Annotated in this window: 20 protein-coding genes; 10 read left to right on the forward strand and 10 right to left on the reverse strand. The window is 64.5% G+C overall.

From position 1 onward, the window contains the following. Positions 1-9: 9 nt before the first annotated feature. The 7 genes from CEQ44_RS12915 to CEQ44_RS12945 form a co-directional block, all read right to left on the reverse strand. Positions 10-894, reverse strand: coding sequence for a PAS domain-containing protein (locus CEQ44_RS12915; RefSeq protein WP_088182193.1), 885 nt, complete (start codon positions 892-894; stop codon positions 10-12). A 95-nt stretch (positions 895-989) separates the two neighbouring features. Next, positions 990-1205, reverse strand: a complete 216-nt coding sequence (locus CEQ44_RS12920) for a hypothetical protein (RefSeq protein WP_088182192.1) — start codon at positions 1203-1205, stop codon at positions 990-992. 29 nt (positions 1206-1234) lie between these two features. Continuing rightward, positions 1235-2494: an N-succinylarginine dihydrolase gene (locus CEQ44_RS12925; RefSeq protein WP_088182191.1), complete on the reverse strand. Its 1260-nt coding sequence runs from the start codon at positions 2492-2494 to the stop codon at positions 1235-1237. Beyond that, complete coding sequence (locus CEQ44_RS12930) at positions 2491-3510, reverse strand: arginine N-succinyltransferase (protein WP_176400192.1); 1020 nt, start codon at positions 3508-3510, stop codon at positions 2491-2493. Before CEQ44_RS12930 ends, CEQ44_RS12925 begins: the two co-directional genes overlap by 4 nt. After that, entirely contained in the window at positions 3507-4766 is a 1260-nt protein-coding gene (locus CEQ44_RS12935; protein WP_088182190.1) for a hydrolase, read from the reverse strand. Before CEQ44_RS12935 ends, CEQ44_RS12930 begins: the two co-directional genes overlap by 4 nt. Before the next feature lie 59 nt (positions 4767-4825). Continuing rightward, positions 4826-5734: a YdiY family protein gene (locus CEQ44_RS12940; protein WP_088182189.1), complete on the reverse strand. Its 909-nt coding sequence runs from the start codon at positions 5732-5734 to the stop codon at positions 4826-4828. Positions 5735-5789: 55 nt separating this feature from the next. Further along, a complete protein-coding gene (locus tag CEQ44_RS12945) occupies positions 5790-6275 on the reverse strand; it encodes an RNA pyrophosphohydrolase (protein ID WP_088182188.1) in 486 nt (161 codons plus the stop codon). Between the two features lie 230 nt (positions 6276-6505). On the opposite strand from CEQ44_RS12945, the gene CEQ44_RS12950 reads away from it, so the two are divergent. Then, complete coding sequence (locus tag CEQ44_RS12950; RefSeq protein WP_088182187.1) at positions 6506-7882, forward strand: deoxyribodipyrimidine photo-lyase; 1377 nt, start codon at positions 6506-6508, stop codon at positions 7880-7882. Between the two features lie 36 nt (positions 7883-7918). Further along, positions 7919-9184 carry a cyclopropane-fatty-acyl-phospholipid synthase family protein gene (locus tag CEQ44_RS12955; RefSeq protein ID WP_088182186.1) on the forward strand — a complete coding sequence of 422 codons (1266 nt, stop codon included), beginning with the start codon at positions 7919-7921 and terminating at the stop codon, positions 9182-9184. A gap of 3 nt (positions 9185-9187) precedes the next feature. Here the strand turns inward: CEQ44_RS12955 and CEQ44_RS12960 are convergent, their stop codons facing one another. Together CEQ44_RS12960 and purF are read right to left on the reverse strand one after the other, a co-directional pair. Further along, entirely contained in the window at positions 9188-9904 is a 717-nt protein-coding gene (locus CEQ44_RS12960; RefSeq protein ID WP_088182237.1) for an SDR family NAD(P)-dependent oxidoreductase, read from the reverse strand. A gap of 172 nt (positions 9905-10076) precedes the next feature. Beyond that, the gene (purF, locus tag CEQ44_RS12965; protein WP_254913661.1) at positions 10077-11537 is read right to left on the reverse strand and encodes an amidophosphoribosyltransferase; all 1461 of its coding nucleotides are present in this window, start codon (positions 11535-11537) and stop codon (positions 10077-10079) included. 203 nt (positions 11538-11740) lie between these two features. On the opposite strand from purF, the gene ccmC reads away from it, so the two are divergent. The 8 genes from ccmC (at position 11741) to CEQ44_RS13000 (ending at position 18740) form a co-directional block, all read left to right on the forward strand. Continuing rightward, entirely contained in the window at positions 11741-12466 is a 726-nt protein-coding gene (gene ccmC / locus CEQ44_RS12970; protein ID WP_088182236.1) for a heme ABC transporter permease CcmC, read from the forward strand. Positions 12467-12471: 5 nt separating this feature from the next. Beyond that, positions 12472-12603 carry a hypothetical protein gene (locus CEQ44_RS25100; protein WP_254913660.1) on the forward strand — a complete coding sequence of 44 codons (132 nt, stop codon included), beginning with the start codon at positions 12472-12474 and terminating at the stop codon, positions 12601-12603. After that, positions 12600-13046: a cytochrome c maturation protein CcmE gene (ccmE, locus tag CEQ44_RS12975; RefSeq protein WP_088182184.1), complete on the forward strand. Its 447-nt coding sequence runs from the start codon at positions 12600-12602 to the stop codon at positions 13044-13046. Before CEQ44_RS25100 ends, ccmE begins: the two co-directional genes overlap by 4 nt. 127 nt (positions 13047-13173) lie before the next feature. After that, positions 13174-15102, forward strand: a complete 1929-nt coding sequence (locus tag CEQ44_RS12980) for a heme lyase CcmF/NrfE family subunit (protein ID WP_088182183.1) — start codon at positions 13174-13176, stop codon at positions 15100-15102. Further along, a complete protein-coding gene (locus tag CEQ44_RS12985; RefSeq protein ID WP_088182182.1) occupies positions 15099-15626 on the forward strand; it encodes a redoxin family protein in 528 nt (175 codons plus the stop codon). Before CEQ44_RS12980 ends, CEQ44_RS12985 begins: the two co-directional genes overlap by 4 nt. Further along, on the forward strand, positions 15623-16048 hold the full coding sequence (locus CEQ44_RS12990) for a cytochrome c-type biogenesis protein (protein WP_088182181.1): 426 nt from the start codon (positions 15623-15625) through the stop codon (positions 16046-16048). Before CEQ44_RS12985 ends, CEQ44_RS12990 begins: the two co-directional genes overlap by 4 nt. Continuing rightward, positions 16045-16689: a cytochrome C biosynthesis protein gene (locus tag CEQ44_RS12995; protein ID WP_088182180.1), complete on the forward strand. Its 645-nt coding sequence runs from the start codon at positions 16045-16047 to the stop codon at positions 16687-16689. The genes CEQ44_RS12990 and CEQ44_RS12995 overlap by 4 nt, the downstream gene beginning before the upstream one ends. A gap of 122 nt (positions 16690-16811) precedes the next feature. Then, a complete protein-coding gene (locus tag CEQ44_RS13000; protein WP_088182179.1) occupies positions 16812-18740 on the forward strand; it encodes a potassium transporter Kup in 1929 nt (642 codons plus the stop codon). Between the two features lie 51 nt (positions 18741-18791). Here CEQ44_RS13000 and CEQ44_RS13005 read toward each other — a convergent pair whose 3' ends face one another. Further along, positions 18792-19265, reverse strand: a complete 474-nt coding sequence (locus CEQ44_RS13005; protein WP_176400191.1) for an Hsp20 family protein — start codon at positions 19263-19265, stop codon at positions 18792-18794. Positions 19266-19394: the final 129 nt, after the last annotated feature.

The raw sequence follows: 19394 nt of genomic DNA on the forward strand, positions 1-19394 counted from the left end.
GCCGCTAATCTAGGCGGTGGACGATGGGGTTATGACGATCACCGCGCCTTCCGTACCGTAAATGCCGTGCAACCGGGCGATCGCCGCGTCGATCGGCGCTATCGTCCCGTCATTGGTGAGCAACTGGGTGGGAAAGCGCATGTCGCCCTCGCCGCGCAGCACCCGCTCCATCTGCTCGCGGAAATGCGGGCGGGCGGGCAAGGCGACCAGGTCCGCGACCGGCGCATCGGCCAGTCTTTCCGCGGTCAGGCCCACCATCGCGCAGAAGCTGTCGTTCACGACATCGATAAAGCCGCGCATCGACACTCGGACATAGCCGACCCCGCCATGGACGCCCATCGCTTTCAGGATCGCCGATTTGACGTCGGCCAGCCGGTGGCGCTGCATGTCGGCCGTGATGTCCCGCAGCAGCAGCGCGACGCCGCCAGCGAAGGGGAAAGTCTGGACATGCAGCCAGACATCGTCGCGAAAGGGGGAGGTAATGTCCGCTGCGCTCGCCTCGCCAGACGCCAGGCTGTGGCGGATATGCGCCTCCGTCAGCGTGCCAGCCAATTCGGGAAAGGCGTCCCACAGAGACTGTCCCTCCAAATGGCGGTCCCACCGCTTGGCCATCGCCAGCGCCACGCCGTTGATATAGTCGATGGTCAAGTCAGCGCGGCACAGGACCAATCCCTGATGGATGCGCGCCGCCAGTTCGAAGGTGCGGTCGGGCGCGCTTGTGTCCTCATCCCCCACCGTCATTGTGCGAAAACGGTCCAGCCCCATGAATATATGGGTTTCCCGGCCATGATGCGTCACCATCACCGGCTCGTGCGATCCGACTTCGCGCCAATGGGCAAAATTGCGCACCAGTTCGGCGGCGGGCACGCTGCGCCTGCGTCGATCGTCCAGCATCCTGTCGGCACTCCGTTGTCGTGACGGAGGCAGGATATCGCACAGTCGGCTGTGATGGTTGTCGAGTTCGATCCATTTCGGAACGAGGGCGGGCGTTACATGCCGCGCTGATAGTCGAGCGCGTCGAGGATCTTGCCGCCCGCCATGAAGACTGCGCCTGAACAGGCCAGCGCCAGCAGATGGCCGCCGGCGCCGGGATATTGCTGCATATACACATGGCCGCGTTCGGCCGCGCCCAGCGCGAGGGCATAGATCACCAGGAACGCCTCGAACTTGGTCTTGATGATGAAGAGGCTCTTGATCCGTTCCATGTCGATTCCATCCGGCGTTGCCCCCGCCGTCAGGGCGAAAGATCGCCCGACAGCTGCAAATGGTCAACAAGCGTTAACCATGATTGCTCGATCCGGGCAATCAGCCGTGTGTCGCTCAAATCCTGGGGTGCGATCGATTCTGGCCAATATTGGGACACGATCTGCGCAATATTATCCAGCTGCGCCTCGTCCACCAGGAAGCGGGGATCAATGTCGAGCGGATCGGCGACGACGCGCAGGCGCAGGCAGGCGGGGCCGCCGCCATTGGCCATGGACTGACGCACATCGACGGGCACGAGGCGGCGGATCGGGCCATTGCCCGCGATCATCTGCTCCAGCCAGGTCCAGACCGCGGGCGTTTCCTGTGCCTCGGTCGGCAGGATCAGCGCCATCCCGCCGTAGGGCAGGGTGACGAGCTGCGCATTGAACAGATAGGATTTGATCGCATCGGCCAGGCTGACCGCGCTGGCGGGCACCTCTACGATTTCGACGCAGGGCAAGGCGGCGCGCAGATCAGCGTAGAACGCGTGCTTGTCGGCGAAGGCCTGTTCATGGGTGAAGAGCACGCGCTCGTTCGCCACGGCGACGACGTCATTGTGGAAGGCGCCCGCGGCGATCGCGGCTTCGGATTGCTCCACGAACAAAGTGCGGGCCGCGTCGAGGCCGTGGATGCGGGCGACCGCCTTGCTCGCCTCCATATGCTGGCGGGCGGGGAAGGCGCCGCCCGACCGGCCATAGACGAACACCTCCACCCCCGGTTGGTCGTGGCGCTCCGCCAGGCGCATATGATTGGCCGCGCCCTCGTCGCCGAACGGCGCGGGGATGGGGCCGTGCACGGCAAAGGCGCTGCTGTCGGAAAAGGCGATGCGCAATTGCGCCAGCGTCTGGGGCCATTCATGGCTGCGATGCGGCATGGTGACCAGGTTGGCGACGGTCAGGTGGGTGCGGCCGTCCGCCGTATCGCTGGCGGGCGAAACCGTGGCGGCATTGGCCGCCCACATGGAGGAGGCGGACATGGCCGCCGCCCGGATATGCGGATCAGCGTCGCCGACATCGGTGCCCAGTTTGGTCAGCCAGGCGACGTCGGGCCGCCATTGCGGCAGGAAGATACCCTGCGCCAGGCCCAGGCGGATATTGCCGCGCATCTTTTCCAGCCCCTGGAGCGCCGCAGCACGCGGATGCGCCACCGCGCCCGCATTGCGCGCGGAGGCGAGGTTGCCGAGGCTGAGGCCCGCATAATTGTGGCTGGGACCGATGATCCCGTCGAAATTGATTTCCCTGACGCTCATGCCCGCCCTGCCATGGTGAAGGAACCGCCGATATCGAGGCCGATGCGCGCCGCGCTGGCTGCATCCATCGAGACTGCGCCGTTGTCATCTTCCTGCACGAAGCCCCAGGTGCAGCGATAATCGGCCAGTTGGCCGGTGGCGATCAGCATCTTGTCCCCGCCTTTTTCGTGGGTGGCGGACAGGGTGACGTCGCGCGCCGCCGCGATCGTTTTCAACTGGTCGACCTGCCCGACCATGGTGGGGCCGCCATCGAAGATATCGACATAGCCGGCATTGTCGAACCCCTCCGTCTCCAGCATCCGCATAGCCGCGCGGCCATTGGGGTGGGGCAGGCCGATGACGGCGCGGGCGCTGTCGGTCAGCATCGCGGTGTAGATGGGCGTCTTGGGCATCAGGTCGGCGATGAACTGGTTGCCGTTCACCGCGTTGAATTCGTCCGCTTCCTGGAAACTCATGCCGAAGAATCGCCCGGCCAGACCGTCCCAAAAGGGCGATCCGCCCGCTTCGTCGATGACGCCGCGCAATTCGGCGATCACCTTGTCGCCAAAGCGCGCGCGATGGCTGCGGATATAGAGATAGCGGCTGCGTGCCAGCAACAGCCCCAGTCCCTCGGCCCGCTCGCGCGGGTGAAGGAACAAGCCGCCGACCTCGACCGATCCTTCGAGATCGGTAGTGAGCGAGAGCATCTGCGCGCGGAAGGTGCGGCCGAGTTCCCGGCTGTGCTGGGTCAGCGTGCCAAGGCGGTAGCTATAGAAGGGCCAGCTTTGCCCGACGGTCGAGAATATCTGGCAGGTGCCGCGGACCTGGCCCGTCTCGACATTTTCCAGCACCATGACGATCAGTTCGTCCTTGATGCCTTCGCCCTCCCTTGCGAGCGCCTGTTCGGTGCGTTCCAGCTTGGCGGACAGTGCGGTGCGATCGGGCGGCAGGTTGGTGAAGCCGCCGCCGGTCAGCTTCGCCATCTCATAGAGCGTCTGCAAATCGTCGGCGCGCGCTATGCGCATGATGAAGCTCAAGCGGTGATCCCCTCTCTTTTATATTGTCCCGGATCGAACTGGCCCGAATCGAACTGGCCCTGGGCGATCCGCCACAGCGCCAGCGCGGATAATTGCGCCCGTTCGGCTAGGCTGTCGGTCAGCAGAAATTCCGCGTCGCTATGGATGCTGCCGCCGCGCACGCCCATCGTGTCAACCACCGGCACGCCGCAGGCCGCGATATTATTGCCGTCGCATACCCCGCCGGTATCGCGCCAGCGGATGTCGAGACTGAGGTCCGCGCCGCATTGCCGCACCAGCCCGAACAGCGCCTGCGCCTTGGCATCCATCGGCTTTGGCGGGCGGCCAAAGCCGCCGTGCAGATGGAGGCTGACGTCATGGTCGCGCGCGACATCGGCCATGGCCCGGTCGATCAGGGCGCGGGCGGCGATCTCGTCTTCCGGTGTGCGCGGCCTGAAATTGACTCGCAGCACCGCATGGTCGGGCACGACATTGTTCGGGCTGCCGCCGTCGATCTTCGCAGGGTTGCAGGAAAAGCCTGCGCCGCTCCCGGCCTTCAGCCGTAGCGCCAGGTCGGCGGCGGCGAGCAGGGCGTTGCGACCGTCATCGGGATTGCGCCCGGCATGGGCGCTCAGGCCCGTGACGATGATGGAGAAATTGCCGCTCCCCGCGCGTGCGCCGGCCAGCGTACCGTCGGGCAGGGCGGAGGGTTCATAAGTGAAGGCGGCCAACTTGCCCGCCGCCAGTTCGCGCAACAGACCGGCGGACGATGCGCTGCCGACTTCCTCGTCGCTGTTGATGACGACGTCATAGCCCAGCGTGGCGACCGCGTCCGACTCTTCGATGGCATGGAGCGCGGCCAGCATGACCGCGATCCCGCCCTTCATGTCGGCAACGCCGGGACCGTTGAGGACGCCCGGTTTCAGCCAGCGCTGCTGCTGGAAGGGGTGATCGATGGGAAACACCGTGTCCATATGGCCGGTCAGCAGCAGGCGTATGGGGGCGTCGGGGCGCACCGACAGATGGAGATGGCGGCCATGGTCGATGACTTGGATGCGCCCGTCCGGCAATACGCTCTCGACCGGGACTGGATCGACCAGGCGGATCGCGCCTGGCAAGGCCGAAAAGGCGTCGGCCAGCACATCCGCCATTCGGGCGAGGCCGACCAGATTGCGCGATCCGCTGTTGATCGCCGCCCAATCCTGAGTCTGCGCCAGCATCGGCGCGGCCGCAGCGCGGTCCAGCAGCATCCGTTCCTGCGATGAAAAATCCCTCATCCGCCCTGATCTATCAGAGCGCCGCGCGCGTCTCCACCCCCGCAATAAAATTGCGTGGTTCAGAAATCATAGGTCAAAGTCAGGCGGCTCAGCGTGTCGAGGTCGCGGGTGGCGAGCAAAGTCTCTGATTCATACTGGAGATTGTAGGAGAAAGCGGCCGACAGCCGCGTGCTGACCTTGGTTTCGACCGACGACAGGGCGTTGAGGGTATAGACGTCCGTTTCGGCATAGCCCGATGCGGTCTGCTTGAACGTCACCGTCGGCGTGGCGCGCCAGGCGAGCGCCATCGACCCGCGCACGCCCAATTTGGTTTCCCGCGGACCGATCATATATCTGACGTGACGGATCGACGGGCCGATATCGGCCGACAGATCGACCGGCTTGCTGACGATCAGCTTGTACCCGACGCCGACCGATGTGGTGTAGCGTTCGTCATAGCCGATCGACGTGTCCCGTTCGAATTGGGCCAGGCCATAGATGAAGCCGCGTGGATCAAATTCATATTTGGGTTCGTAACCCGCAAAATAGCGCTCGCGCGAGGTGACGCCGTTAGCGCGGCGATAATCGGCGGCGGCGGTCAGTTTGTGCGACCATTGCAGGCCTGCGCGAGTCGCGGTCGCGGCCAGGGTTATGCCCAGTTCGCTGGTGGAACCGGTGGACCGGAACCCGCCGGCCTCGACCCGGCCGGTCCATAGTTCGTTGAAGCGCGCTTCGCGAATCACCGTGTCGTGGGTCGCCTTGGTCCGTTCCTTCCAGCTATTGACCATGCGCTGGATTTCATCGGCCGATGCCGGATTGGTCTGCTTGGCGATCTTGGACACGGTGGCGATGTCCGTTTCATTGCCGTTGGCGATCGCCGCCTCCATCATCTCACGGACGGCGGGCGGCAACAGAGCCGATTCGGCCGCTTGGCCCGCGGCGGGCAGGGCGGCGATCAGCAACGACAGGGGGATCGTACGGGCATGCATGGTCCCGTCATAGCCAAGCGACAGCGGATTTTAAGCCCCTAATGCGCCTTATGGGTCATATAAGCGCCCGGAACTCCTGCAATATGTCGCGATACAGCTTGCGCTTGAACGGCACGATCAGGTCGGGCAGCGTTTCGGGCGAAGTCCATTTCCATTCCCGGAACTCCGGGTCTTTGGTCTGAATATCGATATCGCTATCCTGGCCGATGAAGCGGGCCAGATACCAATATTGGCGCTGGCCGCGATATTTGCCGCCCCATAATTTACCGACCAGTTCGGGCGGCAGATCGTAGAAATGCTCGTCCTTCGCCTTTGCGATAATCTCGACCAGGTCTGGCCGAATGCCGGTTTCTTCCTGCAATTCGCGCAGCGCAGCCGCCTTGGCGGCTTCACCATCATCAATGCCGCCCTGCGGCATCTGCCATGCCTCGACGACATTATCGAGACGCTGACCGACGAACACCATGCCATCCATGTTCACCAGCATGATCCCGACGCAGGGCCGGTATGGCAGTATATTGTCATTCGGCATCGACGCCATGTCATCCCCAAAAATTCGGTTCCTGGCGACCCTAACGCATGAAGGTCGCCATCGGCGCCGACATCTGGCGCACGGGCCAGAATAGGCGGACGAAGCGGCGGCGTCCATCGGCCGAATCATCGGCCCGTTGATTTGCGACGAGCGGGGCGTCCACGGGGGATGGGGCCGTGAAGCCAATATGCCCCAAATTACCACTTGGAACCGGTCGCGCCGCGGCGCATTGCCCTGCCATGTCCGATCCCGTCCTGCTCTGGCTTCGCCAGGATCTCCGTCTATCCGATCAGCCCGCCCTGGCCGCCGCCGTCAGCGAAGGCCCGGTGATCCCCGTCTATATCCTGGACGATGAAGGGCCGCGCCAATGGAAGATGGGCGGCGCGGCGCGCTGGTGGCTGCACCATAGCCTTGCGCGGCTGGACGAGAGCCTGCGCGCCAAGGGATCGCGCCTGATCCTGCGGCGCGGGCGCAGTGCGGATATGCTGGCGGCGCTCGCGAAAGAGGTCGGCGCGTCGCGGGTCCATGCGCTGCATCATTATGAACCCTGGTGGCGCAATGCGGAAAAGGCGGTAGGCAAGGCGCTCGACCTGTGCCTCCATGACGGCGGCCTGTTGCTGCCGCCGGGCGCGGTGCGGACCGGGGCGGGGGGCATGTATCGCATCTACACGCCCTTTTCCCGCGCCGTGATGGAGCATATGCCGCCGCCCGCGCCGCATCCCGCGCCGCAACGGATCGATGGGCCGGCGCATTGGCCGACGAGCGATTCGCTGGACGACTGGGGCTTGCTGCCGACGAAACCGGACTGGGCGGTGGGTTTCGGGGCGGATTGGACGCCGGGCGAGAAGGGTGCGCGCACCAATGTCGCCAATTTTCTTAATGAGGTCGGGGATTATCCGACTGCGCGCAATCTGCCCTCGGTCGAGGGGACGTCGCGCCTGTCGCCGCATCTGCACTTCGGCGAGGTGTCGCCGGCCTATGTCTGGCGGCGGGTCGAATCTTCAGGCCATGATGCAACGATCTTCCTTAAGGAGCTGATCTGGCGCGATTATGCGCATGTCCAGATTTTCGAGCTGCCAACCTATGGGTCCGAAAATGCACGGTCGGATTTCGATGCGCTGCCATGGCGGGACTTGCGGGAAGCGGGGGCCGACTTTACCGCGTGGAAGACGGGCACGACCGGTTACCCGATCGTGGACGCCGGAATGCGGCAGCTTTGGACCACGGGATGGATGCATAACCGTGTGCGCATGATTGCCGCCAGCTTCCTCATCAAACATCTGCTGATCGACTGGCGGCATGGGGCGCGCTGGTTCTGGGACACGCTGGTCGATGCGGATTACGCCAATAACAGCGTCAATTGGCAATGGGTCGCGGGCAGCGGCGTCGATGCCAATCTGTTCACGCGAATCATGGCGCCGCTGACCCAATCCGACAAGTTCGACGCGGCCGACTATATCCGGTCGTGGGTGCCGGAACTGGCGGACCTGCCGGATGCGACGATTCACGATCCCGATGCCCATGGCGCGCGTCCGGCCGCCTATCCGGCGAAGATCATCGGCCATCGCGAAGGGCGGGAGCGGGCGCTGGCAGCCTATCGTGATAGCAAGGGGTGATTGCAGCGGAGGCCGGGTTGCGGCAGGAATGGCGTCATGAACGCCATCACTCCCCGGCGCGGTCGGCGCGCGCTATCGGTCAAGCATCCACCGCGATCCCTTTCGCCGGGTGTGGGCTCGCGTCTGCTGGCACCCTTATTCCATCGTTTGCTCGATCGGATCGACCAGGGGCTGGCCGAAGGCGGGCTGCAAGCCTCGCTCCCTGACGGCACGCGCCGCCTGCTGGGTGGTAGAGCACCGGGGCCGCATTGCGAGGTGGACCTGCGATCCTGGCGGGCGCTGGTGCGGCTGGCGGTGGGCGGATCGGCCGGCTGGTATCGCGCCTGGGCCGCGGGGGAATGGGCGAGTCCCGATCCGGTGCCGCTCTTCGCCCTCTTCATGCGCAACGCGGCGGCGCTGGGGCAGGCGGCGCGGCCGCGCGGGCCGGGGCGGTGGATTGGGCGCGCTATGCATTGGCTGCGGCGCAACAGCCGGACCGGTTCGCGGCATAATATCGCCTATCATTATGATTTGGGGAATGATTTCTACCGGCTCTGGCTGGATGAAACTATGCATTATTCAAGCGCGTTGTTCGTCGATCCTACGAATGAACATGAGGATTTCGAGCAGGCGCAACGGCGCAAGGTCGATGCGATCCTAGACCGGCTGGACGTGAAGGACGGCGCGTCGCTGCTGGAAATCGGATGCGGCTGGGGTGGGCTGGCTGAACAGGCGATGGAGCGCTGCGCGATCGCCTATAGCGGGCTGACCCTCTCGGTCGAGCAGGCCGACTATGCCCGCGACCGGTTGGGGTCGGGGGCACAAATTTTGCTGACCGACTATCGTGATGCGCAAGGCCAATATGACGCCATCGCCAGCGTCGAGATGGTGGAGGCCGTGGGCCAAGCCTATTGGCCCGCCTATCTGGCCGCCATCCACCGGTTGCTCAAGCCCGGCGGCAAGGCGGCGATCCAATATATATTGATCGATGACGCGATTTTCGAACGCTATGCCCGCGGCGCAGACTTCATCCAGACCTATATCTTTCCCGGCGGGATGCTGATGTCGGAAAGTCGGTTTCGTGCGTCGGCGGAGACGCAGGGGCTGGAATGGCGCGACGTGCGCCGCTTCGGTCTGGATTATGCCGAAACGCTGCGCCGCTGGCGCGAGCGGTTCGACCAGGCGATCGAGGAAGGCTTGCTGCCCGCCAGTTTCGACCAGCATTTCGTGGCCTTATGGCGCTATTATCTCATGTATTGCGAAGGTGGTTTTCGCGGCGGCGGCATCGACGTGGCGCAGGTGACGCTGGTCAAGCCAGCCTAGGCCTCAACCCTCGACGCGCATCCGATGGCCGGTCGGCGTATCCGATGCAACCAGATCGACGATAGCGCCCGCCACCACTTCCGGCCCCTTGAGGCTCGCCGGGTCTTCGCCGGGGAAGGCGCGGGCGCGCATCGCCGTGCGGGTGGCGCCCGGATCGACGATGTGGGTGCGGATGGCGGAAATGTTCTTCATCTCCTCGCCATAAGCGCCGACCAGCGTTTCCAGCGCCGCCTTCGACGCGCCATAGGCGCCCCAATAGGCCCGCGGCGTGACGACCGAGGAGGTGAGCGCCACCACCCGCGCGTCACTGCTGGCCCGCAACATGGGGTCGAAAGCGGCGATCATCGCCTGGGGCGCGGCGATGTTGAGCGTGAGGAGGCGCGCAAATTCCTTGGCGTCGATCGCCGGGACCGATGCCAGCGCGCCCAGCGTCGCGGCGTTGAGCACGAGAATGTCGAGCGCCTGCCAGCGTCCGCTTATCGCCTGCGCCAGACGCCCGATGCTCTCGCCATCGATCAGGTCGAGCGGGGCGATCGTCGCGTGACCGCCAGCCTTGTGGATACGATCCTCCACCTCTTCCAGTCCGCCTGTCGTCCGCGCGGTCAGCACGACATGCGCGCCCGCGGCCGCCAACGCCTCCGCCGTAGCCGCGCCGATGCCGCGACTCGCCCCGGTGACGAGCGCCAATTTGCCGGAAAGGGGAAGGTCGGAAGAAGACATATACATCCGTTCGTGCTGAGTAGGGGCTGAGCTTGCCGAAGTCCCGTATCGAAGCATCCTTCGATACGCCACTTCGACTTCACCGAAGGTGAAGTTTACCCAGAGCGCCTGCTGCAAGCAGGCACTCGAAGGGCTCAGTGGCTACTCAGGACGAACGGGCTGATGTGAAGGGTCAGACGACGCGCTCGGCAAGCAATTCCAACTGGTTGGTCACCACTACGTCATCCTGGTCGGTGAGCGTCGTGGGATAATCGCCAGTGAAACAGGCGTCGCAATATTGCGGGCGGATGTCGGCGCGCTTGGCTTCGCCCAGCGCCTTGTACAGGCCGTCGATCGAGATGAAGGACAGGCTGTCGGCATGGATGAAGTCCTGCATCCCGCCCACGTCCAGCTTGTGCGCCAGCAACTTGGTGCGTTCGGGCGTGTCGACGCCGTAGAAGCAGCTATGCTTGGTCGGCGGGCTGGCGATGCGCATATGGACCTCCGCAGCGCCGGCTTCGCGCATCATCTGCACGATCTTCAAGCTGGTGGTGCCACGCACGATCGAATCGTCGATCAGCACGATCTTCTTGCCCTGGATCAGCGCGCGATTGGCGTTGTGCTTGAGCTTCACGCCCAGATGGCGGACCTTGTCCCCCGGCTGGATGAAGGTGCGGCCGATATAATGCGAGCGGATGATGCCCAGTTCGAACGGGATACCCGATTGCTGGGCATAGCCGATCGCTGCGGGGACGCCGCTGTCGGGAACGGGGATGACATAGTCCGCATCGACCGGATTTTCGATCGCCAACTGCGCGCCGATCGCCTTGCGCACCGAATAGACGCTGGAGCCGTCCACGATCGAATCGGGGCGACTGAAATAGACATGTTCGAAGATGCAGGGGCGCGGATGCACGTCGCCGAAGGGACGGTGCGAGCGGATGTCGCCTTCATTGGTGACAATCACCAACTCGCCCGGATCGATGGTGCGGACATAGTCGGCACCGACCACGTCGAGCGCGACGGTTTCCGAGGCGAAGATAGTGGTTTCACCGAGCGTGCCCATCACCAGCGGGCGGATACCCAAGGGGTCGCGGCAGGCGATCATGCCTTCGGGCGTCATCACGATCAGCGAATAGGCGCCCTCGACCTGTTTCAACGCATCGATGAACTTGTCGAGCAGGGTGCGATAGCTGGACGTCGCCACCAGATGGATGATGACTTCGGTGTCGGAGGTCGACTGGAAGATGGAGCCGCGGCGAATCAGTTCGCGGCGCAGCTTCATCGCGTTGGAGATATTGCCATTATGGGCAATGGCGAAACCGCCGGAATTCAGTTCCGCATAAAGCGGCTGGACGTTGCGCAGCGACGTTTCGCCGGTGGTGGAATAGCGCACATGGCCGCAGGCGGTATCGCCGGGCAGGCCGCGAATCACCTCGTCCCGGTCGAAATTGCCGGCCACATGGCCCATCGCCCGGTGGGTATGGAAATCATGCCCGTCCCAGCTGGTGATGCCTGCGGCTTCTTGCCCGCGATGTTGCAGGGCGTGAAGGCCAAGCGCGACGATGGCAGACGCTGTTTCCGCGCGGGAAACACCGAAAATGCCACATTCCTCGCGCAACTTGTCGTCGTCGAAGGGGTTTGTCGTAATCATGGGTGCGAGCGGTTCCATAGCCGTTCCTGACAGGCCCACAGGGCCGTCTTTGGCCGCGCATATAGTGCGTTACTCCCCCTTTGTCGCCCTCCTGTCATAAAAAAGCGTGCCGGGCCGCGGCAACGCTGCGTTTCGCGGGCTTGGCCATCGTCAAAATGCCCTACTGGCGTTGCCTTGCGCGCGCGGCTAAAGACGCAGCCCTGATGCACCGCTTCGCCAATCCCGCCCGCTTTTTGAAGATCGCGCGTCCGCTGACGGGCTGGCTGTTCTGGCCCGGCCTGCTGCTGCTGATCGTCGGCTGCGCCTGCGGACTTTTCCTGACCCCGGCCGACTATCTGCAGGGGCAAACGGTGCGCATCCTTTATATCCATGTGCCCGCCGCCTGGCTCGGCATGGGCGGCTGGAGCGGGATCGCGATCGCCGCGCTGATGCAACTGGTGTGGAAGCATCCGCTGGCCGCTGTCGCCGGACGCGCCATCGCCGCGCCGGGCGCGCTGTTCACCGCCATCTGCCTGATGACCGGCTCGATCTGGGGCCGGCCGACCTGGGGGACGTGGTGGGAATGGGACGGGCGGATGACCTCGATGCTGGTCCTTTTCTTCCTCTATCTGGGCTATATCGCGCTGGGTAACGCCAGCGCGCGGCAGGCGCAGCAGGGCGGGGTCAGCAATGTGACCGCCATTTTCGGGCTGGTCGGGGCGATCAACATTCCGATCATCAATCGGTCCGTGGTGTGGTGGAACAGCCTGCACCAGGGACCGTCCATCACGTTGCGCGGGTCGAGCATCGACGGATCGCTGCTGTGGCCGCTGGGCCTGACATTGCTGGGCTTCAGCCTGTTGTTCGGCGCGATCGTGCTGATGCGGATGCGCGCGATCCTGGCGCACAACAAGGTCGAGGCGCGGATGCAGCGCCTGGCAAGAGGGTAGGGGCGATGAACCAATGGGCTTTCGTGATCGCCGCCTATGCGGTGACGCTGGCGGGCACGGCGATCGTCAGTGTCGTCAGTTGGCGCGCGATGCGTGCCGCTGAAAAGCGCGCCGATCGGATCGCTGAGCGGGCATGAAAGCGAAACATCAAAGACTCATTCTGGCGCTTGCGGCGCTGGTGGCGCTGGTGGGGGCGGGGCTGCTCGCGGCATCGGCGCTCAAAGATGAGGCCGCTTATTTCTACGCGCCCAGCGACGTCAGGACGAAGGGCGTCGAACCGGGCAAGGCCGTCCGGCTGGGCGGCATGGTGGTCAAGAACAGCCTCAAGCGCGCGGCCGACGGCGTCACCATCCGGTTCGACGTGACCGACGGCAAGGCGACGGTGCCGGCAACCTTCAGCGGCATCGCGCCCGACCTGTTCAAGGAAGGCAGCGGCGTCGTGGCGGAGGGATCGTTCGACGCCAAAGGCATTTTCGTCGCCACCAACCTGCTTGCCAAGCATGACGAACGCTACATGCCTCGCGAACTGGAAGGCATGAGCTATAATGAAAGCACGCATGAGATGAAGGCGGAACGATGAGGAATCTGCACGCACCTCGTCATCCCAGCGGAAGCTGGGATCTCACTGCCTTTCTGCCATGCGCGCAAGAAAAGAGAGATGCTAGCCTTCGCTGGCATGACGGATATGCGATTGAGGGGCAGCGCGCATGATCGCCGAAACGGGGCTCGCCGCGCTCTGGCTCGCCGCGTCGCTGGCGTTGCTCCAACTGGTCCTGGCGTTCGCGGGTCTCAAGGGCGGCAAAGCCGAACTGCTGGCCGCCGTCCGGCCCGCCGCTGTGGCGCAGGGGGTGCTGACGGCCATCGCCTTCGCCGCGCTCATCACCCTATTCCTGCGTTCCGATATGTCGGTGCTGCTGGTCGCGACCAACAGTCATTCGATGAAGCCGTGGCTCTACAAATTCGCCGGCACATGGGGCAATCATGAAGGCTCGATGCTGCTGTGGGTGACGGTGATGGGCGTGGCGGGCGCCGCCGTCGCCCTGTTCGAGCGGGCGTTGCAGCGGAACGCCCATATGGCAACCTTGGGCGGGCAGGCGGCGATTTCGCTCGGTTTTTATGCCTTCCTCCTTTTCTCCTCCAATCCCTTCGCGCGGATCGATCCGGCGCCTGCGGACGGGCAGGGGCTGAACCCGCTGCTGCAAGACCCTGGCCTGGCCTTCCATCCACCCACGCTTTACCTCGGCTATGTCGGGCTGTCGGTCGCCTTTTCCTTCGCCATCGGCGCGCTGCTGACGCGGCAGGTGGACGCCGCCTTTGCCCGCGCCATGCGCCCGTGGGTGCTGGGCGCATGGGTGCTGCTGACGCTGGGCATCACGGCGGGCAGCTATTGGGCCTATTATGAATTGGGCTGGGGCGGCTGGTGGTTTTGGGACCCGGTCGAGAACGCCTCGCTTATGCCGTGGCTGGCGGCGACGGCGCTGCTGCATAGCGTTACCGTGCTGGCGACCCGCGACGCGCTGCGCGCCTGGACGGTGATGCTGGCGGTGGTGGCCTTCTCCATGTCGATGGTGGGCACTTTCCTCGTGCGCTCCGGCATCCTGACCAGCGTTCACGCCTTCGCCGTCGATCCTACGCGGGGCAGCTTCATCCTGGGGCTGCTCGCGCTCTATATCGGCGGCGCGCTGGCGCTGTTCGGCTGGCGGATCGGATCGGTGCGCGAAGGCGCGCCGTTCGAACTGGTCAGCCGCGAAACCATGTTGGTGGTCAACAACCTGCTGTTGACGGTCATATTGGGCCTCGTCCTGATCGGCACCCTTTATCCGCTGATGACCGAAGCCTTTGGGCACAAGGTCTCCGTCGGCGCGCCCTATTTCGACCGGATCGCCGGGCCGATCGCACTGGCGCTGATGGTGGCGATGGCCGCGGGGCCGCTCACCCGTTGGCGCAAGGATCAGGCGCGGGCTGTTGGAAAACGATTGCTGGTCCCGCTTTGCATCGCGCTACTGGTGTCCATTTCCCTGTGTCTTTTTGCCTGGGGCCGCATCGGCATCCTGCCGTTCCTCGGTCTCGTCATCGCGGTCGCGGTCGGCGTCGGCAGCCTTTCCCCGCTGTGGAAGCGCAAGCTGCTGCGGACGCCGCTCTTCACCTATGGCATGGTCGTCGCCCATCTGGGCTGCGCGGTCAGCCTCGCCGGCATGGCGTGTGATTCGGCCTTCACGGTCGAGAAGCTGGTCGCCGCCCGTCCCGGCGATGTGATCCAGACGGCGGGCTGGTCGCTGTGCTTCCGCCAGATCATGCCGATCGCCGGCGACAACTGGACCGCGTTGCAGGCAGACATGGACGCCAGCCGCGGCGGGTCTTCGGTGCTGATCCGGCCGCAGTCGCGCTTTTTCGCCTCGCCGCCCACCACCACCAGCGAAGCGGCCTTGCTGACCCGCTGGGACGGCCAGCTCTACGTCGTGCTGGGCGAAGAGGTGGAGGGCGGTCGGTGGCAGTTGCGCATCTGGTGGAAGCCGTTCGTGACCCTGATCTGGCTGGGCGGAATCATGATCGCGCTGGGCGGCGCGCTGGCGCTGGTCGGGCGCGAACGGCGCGGCTGGCTGATGAAGTGGCGCGCGCGGGAGGCGCGGCTATGAGGCGGCTGCTCATCTGGTTGCCGCTGGCGCTGTTCCTGGGCTTTATCGGCCTGTTCGCCAGCGGGCTGTTCAAGCCCGACGATCGCGTCATCCATTCGCGCCTGGTCGGCCAACCCTTGCCGGCGTTCAGCCTGCCCGCGGCGGCCACTGACCGTCCGGCGCTGTCCAGCGTCCAACTCGCCACTGGGAAGCCTCGCCTGCTCAACATCTTTGCCAGCTGGTGCGTGCCCTGCGCCGCCGAAGCACCGCAGCTCGAAGCGCTTAGGAAGGCCGGGGTTGAGATCGACGCTATCGCCATCCGCGATGCCCGGCCGGACGTGGACGCCTTCCTGAAACGCTACGGCAACCCCTATGCCCGCATCGGCCTGGATGCGCGCAGCGGCGTGCAGATCGCGCTGGGATCGTCGGGCGTGCCGGAAACCTTCGTGATCGATGGCAAGGGCCGCATCGCCTATCAGCATATCGGCGACATCCGGGCCGACGACGTGCCGATGATCCTGCAAAAGCTGAGGGACGTGCAATGAGGCTAGTTGTCGCTGTCCTGCTGGCGCTGGTTTCCCTGCCGCTGTTTGGCACGCCGCTGGCCGCGCAGACCGCGCTGCCGCCCGCGCCCTATGCCGACCGGCAGATCGCCGACCCCGCGCTGGAGCGCAAGGCGAAGGCACTGATGGAAACCATCCGCTGCCTGACCTGCCAAAGCCAGTCGATCGCCGATTCGGGCGCCAGCATGGCGGGCGACATGCGATCGCAGATTCGCGAGCGGATCATGGCGGGCGAGCAGCCCGAAGCGATCCGCAGCTGGCTGATCGCCCGCTATGGCGACTGGGTCAGCTATGAACCGACCGCAGCGCCGATCCTCTGGCCGCTCTGGGCTGCGCCGCTGCTGTTGCTGGGCCTGGGCCTGCTTCTGCTGCGCGGTCGGATCAAGCGAAGGAAGCGGGCATGACCGGCTGGTTCATCGCCTTCGGCCTCGCCGCCGGCGGCTTCATTGCCTTGCTCCTGATCGGCCGTATTCCCCGATCGGCGCGGGAGATCAGCGCGGCGGCCCTGCTGCTGGGCCTGGCCGGCTATGCCTGGCAGGGCAATCCGGGCCTCGCCGGCGCACCGCGCGTCAGCAGGGAAAGCGCGGGCGACAAGTTCGACGAGAAGCTCGCGGAGCAACGCCGCGGGCTGGCCGAACGCTACGGCCCGGCGGGCCAATGGCTGATGATGTCCGATGGCCTGGGTCGGCAGGGCAAGACGCGGGAAGCCGCCAATATCCTGCTGTCGGGCCTGCGCGCGACGCCCGACGATCCCAATCTGTGGCTGGGGCTGGGCAATGCCCTGGTCGCCCATGCCGACGGCGTCGTGTCGCCCGGCGCGGACTTCGCCTATCGCCGCGCGCTAACGCTGGACCCGGAAGGGCCGGCGCCCCGCTATTTTTATGGCCTCGCCCTGGCCCGCAACGGCCAGTTGCAGGCGGCGCGCGACCTGTGGGCGCCGCTCGCCGCCAGCGCCCCTGCCGGGAGCAAGGTGAAAGCGGAACTGGAGGCCAATATCGCGCGTATCGACGCCATGCTGGCATCGGGCGCTCCGGCAGGGCCATGATGCAGTGCAGCGTCCACATTGCGCGCTCCATGGAGCCGTGATAGGGCGCGGCGGTTTACGGGGGACGCGCGGACCATTCCGCAGTCGCCCCCTATTGGGTGTCGATACGAACATGATCCTTCATGGCTGACCTCCTTCCCAATACTGCGCCGGCTTCCGATGACGAGGAGCATGGGGGTCATGGTCATGGGCGGCAAAAAGCGACGGTGAAGCTGGTCGTCGGCGCGATCGGCATCGTGTTCGGCGACATCGGCACCAGCCCACTCTACGCCTTTCGCGAAACCTTCGCCGGTCATCACAAGCTCACCTTGGACCCCGACCATATATTGGGCGTCATCAGCCTGATGTTCTGGTCGATGATGCTGGTGGTGACGTTGAAATATGTCAGCATCATCATGCGGGCCGACAATAAGGGCGAGGGCGGCAGCCTGGCGTTGCTGGCGTTGATTAACGGCCAGACCAGGACGCAGCGCTGGTCGCGCGGCATCGTGCTGCTGGGCGTATTCGCCACTGCGCTCTTCTACGGTGACTCGATGATCACCCCGGCAGTGTCTGTGCTGTCCGCGGTCGAGGGTCTGACGGTCTATAATCCAAATCTGGCGCCCGTGATCCTGCCGGTGGCGGTGGTCATCCTGCTTGGCCTGTTTTGGATTCAGGGCTTGGGCACCAATCGAGTCGCGGCCTTTTTCGGCCCGATCATGCTCACCTATTTCGTGACGATCGCGGCGCTGGGCGTCCTTTCCATCATCAAAACGCCGGGCATCCTCTACGCCTTCAACCCCTATTGGGCGGTTATGTTCTTCGTCACTGATCCGCTGCCGGCCTTTCTGGCCCTGGGATCGGTCGTGCTGGCGGTGACGGGGGCCGAAGCGCTCTATGCCGACATGGGCCATTTCGGCCGCAATCCAATCCGGGTGTCCTGGCTCGCCTTCGTGCTGCCCGCATTGATGCTCAACTATATGGGACAGGGCGCGCTGCTGTTCCGCGAAGGCGCGGCGGCGCTCCACAGCCCCTTCTATAATCTCGCGCCGCAATGGGGACAGTTGCCGCTGATCGTGTTGGCCACGCTCGCCGCCATCATCGCGTCGCAGGCCGTCATTTCCGGCGCGTTTTCGGTGACGCAGCAGGCGATCCAGTTGGGCTTCATGCCGCGGCTGCGGATCGAACATACCAGCGCATCGACCGCGGGCCAGATCTACATCCCCCTCATCAACTGGGGGTTGATGGTGATGGTGATCCTGCTCGTCCTCACCTTCAAGACCTCATCCAACCTGACCGCGGCCTATGGCATCGCCGTTACCGGCGCGATGTTCATCGATAATGTGCTGCTGACCGTCGTGCTGTACCGTCTGTGGCACTGGAAATGGTATTATGCAGCGCCCGTGCTGGCAGTATTCTATATCGTCGATGGCGCTTATCTGGCGGCGAACCTGACGAAGGTGCCGGACGGCGGCTGGTTCCCGCTGCTGATCGGCTTCGTCATCTTCACGCTGCTGACCACCTGGTCGCGTGGCCGCCGGCTGGTGCAGGACAGGTTGCGCGAAGCGGCGATGCCGATCCCGGTGTTCGTCGCGTCCGCCGCCAACAGCGCGGTACGGGTGCCGGGCACGGCGGTGTTCATGACATCGACGCCGGATGGGGTGCCGCACGCGCTGCTGCATAACCTCAAACACAACAAGGTGCTGCACGAACGGGTCATCCTGCTGACCGTGAAGATCAAGGATGTGCCGGTGGTCGAGGATGACGGCCGCTGCAAGCTGGAGGATCTGGGCCGGGGCTTCTTCCGCATGGTGCTGCAATATGGGTTCATGCAGGAGCCAGACGTTCCCGCGGCGCTTAAGAATATCACGGGCTGCGGTCAGGCGTTCAAGATGATGGACACCAGCTTCTTTCTCGCCCGCCAGACGTTGTTGCCCTCGGCCAAGCCGGGGATGCCTCTGTGGCGCGAGAAGATCTTCGCCTGGATGCTGCGCAACGCGGAAAGCGCGATGGAGTTTTTCCGCCTGCCGACCAATCGCGTCGTCGAACTGGGCAGCCAGGTCGAGATATGAAAAGGGCGCGGCCTTACGACCGCGCCCCTCGCTCTTGCATCGATGTTCGGATCAGGCGGCGTCGCGGTCCTTGGCGTTGATGTCGACCAGTTGACCGCCATTGACGGCGATCTTCTTGGGCTTCATCGCTTCGGGCACTTCGCGCACCAACTCGATCGTCAGCAGGCCATCAGCCAGGTCAGCCTTTTCCACGCGCACGAAATCGGCGAGTTCGAAGCGGCGTTCGAAGCTGCGATTGGCGATTCCGACATGCAGGAATTTGGAGCGATCCGCCGACGGGGCGTCGTCCTTGCGACCGACCACTTGGAGCAGATTCTGCTGGGCGGTGATATCGATCTCTTCCGGGCGGAAGCCGGCGACGGCCAGGGTCACGCGATAGCGATCCTCCGACAGACGTTCGATGTTGAAGGGCGGATAATTGTCACCCTGCGCCAGCCGGGCGTTGTTTTCGATCAGGTCGAACAGACGATCGAAACCAACGGTGGAGCGGCGATAGGGGGTGAGGTCAAAACCACGCATTGTCATAATCTCCCAAAGAGCAAAATGAACAAACCGAACCCTGCGACAGGCGTCCGGCGATACCATGCCCGGCCCCATGATGGCGGCCGGACGGGATGGATATGGTTTGGACGTAAAAGGTTTCAAGAGGGCGGC

It is taken from the genome of Sphingobium sp. Z007 (genome assembly GCF_900013425.1).
In the GTDB taxonomy this organism is placed as follows: domain Bacteria; phylum Pseudomonadota; class Alphaproteobacteria; order Sphingomonadales; family Sphingomonadaceae; genus Sphingobium.

What these genes read in the sequence shown, in the direction of transcription:
- CEQ44_RS12915 (WP_088182193.1), bottom strand. Translation starts at nt 894, where the DNA reads ATGCTGGACGATCGACGCAGGCGCAGCGTGCCCGCCGCCGAACTGGTG.
- CEQ44_RS12920 (WP_088182192.1), bottom strand. Translation starts at nt 1,205, where the DNA reads ATGGAACGGATCAAGAGCCTCTTCATCATCAAGACCAAGTTCGAGGCG.
- CEQ44_RS12925 (WP_088182191.1), bottom strand. Translation starts at nt 2,494, where the DNA reads ATGAGCGTCAGGGAAATCAATTTCGACGGGATCATCGGTCCCAGCCAC.
- CEQ44_RS12935 (WP_088182190.1), bottom strand. Translation starts at nt 4,766, where the DNA reads ATGAGGGATTTTTCATCGCAGGAACGGATGCTGCTGGACCGCGCTGCG.
- CEQ44_RS12940 (WP_088182189.1), bottom strand. Translation starts at nt 5,734, where the DNA reads ATGCATGCCCGTACGATCCCCCTGTCGTTGCTGATCGCCGCCCTGCCC.
- CEQ44_RS12945 (WP_088182188.1), bottom strand. Translation starts at nt 6,275, where the DNA reads ATGGCGTCGATGCCGAATGACAATATACTGCCATACCGGCCCTGCGTC.
- CEQ44_RS12950 (WP_088182187.1), top strand. Translation starts at nt 6,506, where the DNA reads ATGTCCGATCCCGTCCTGCTCTGGCTTCGCCAGGATCTCCGTCTATCC.
- CEQ44_RS12955 (WP_088182186.1), top strand. Translation starts at nt 7,919, where the DNA reads ATGAACGCCATCACTCCCCGGCGCGGTCGGCGCGCGCTATCGGTCAAG.
- CEQ44_RS12960 (WP_088182237.1), bottom strand. Translation starts at nt 9,904, where the DNA reads ATGTCTTCTTCCGACCTTCCCCTTTCCGGCAAATTGGCGCTCGTCACC.
- purF (WP_254913661.1), bottom strand. Translation starts at nt 11,537, where the DNA reads ATGATTACGACAAACCCCTTCGACGACGACAAGTTGCGCGAGGAATGT.
- ccmC (WP_088182236.1), top strand. Translation starts at nt 11,741, where the DNA reads ATGCACCGCTTCGCCAATCCCGCCCGCTTTTTGAAGATCGCGCGTCCG.
- CEQ44_RS25100 (WP_254913660.1), top strand. Translation starts at nt 12,472, where the DNA reads ATGAACCAATGGGCTTTCGTGATCGCCGCCTATGCGGTGACGCTGGCG.
- ccmE (WP_088182184.1), top strand. Translation starts at nt 12,600, where the DNA reads ATGAAAGCGAAACATCAAAGACTCATTCTGGCGCTTGCGGCGCTGGTG.
- CEQ44_RS12980 (WP_088182183.1), top strand. Translation starts at nt 13,174, where the DNA reads ATGATCGCCGAAACGGGGCTCGCCGCGCTCTGGCTCGCCGCGTCGCTG.
- CEQ44_RS12985 (WP_088182182.1), top strand. Translation starts at nt 15,099, where the DNA reads ATGAGGCGGCTGCTCATCTGGTTGCCGCTGGCGCTGTTCCTGGGCTTT.
- CEQ44_RS12990 (WP_088182181.1), top strand. Translation starts at nt 15,623, where the DNA reads ATGAGGCTAGTTGTCGCTGTCCTGCTGGCGCTGGTTTCCCTGCCGCTG.
- CEQ44_RS12995 (WP_088182180.1), top strand. Translation starts at nt 16,045, where the DNA reads ATGACCGGCTGGTTCATCGCCTTCGGCCTCGCCGCCGGCGGCTTCATT.
- CEQ44_RS13000 (WP_088182179.1), top strand. Translation starts at nt 16,812, where the DNA reads ATGGCTGACCTCCTTCCCAATACTGCGCCGGCTTCCGATGACGAGGAG.
- CEQ44_RS13005 (WP_176400191.1), bottom strand. Translation starts at nt 19,265, where the DNA reads ATGACAATGCGTGGTTTTGACCTCACCCCCTATCGCCGCTCCACCGTT.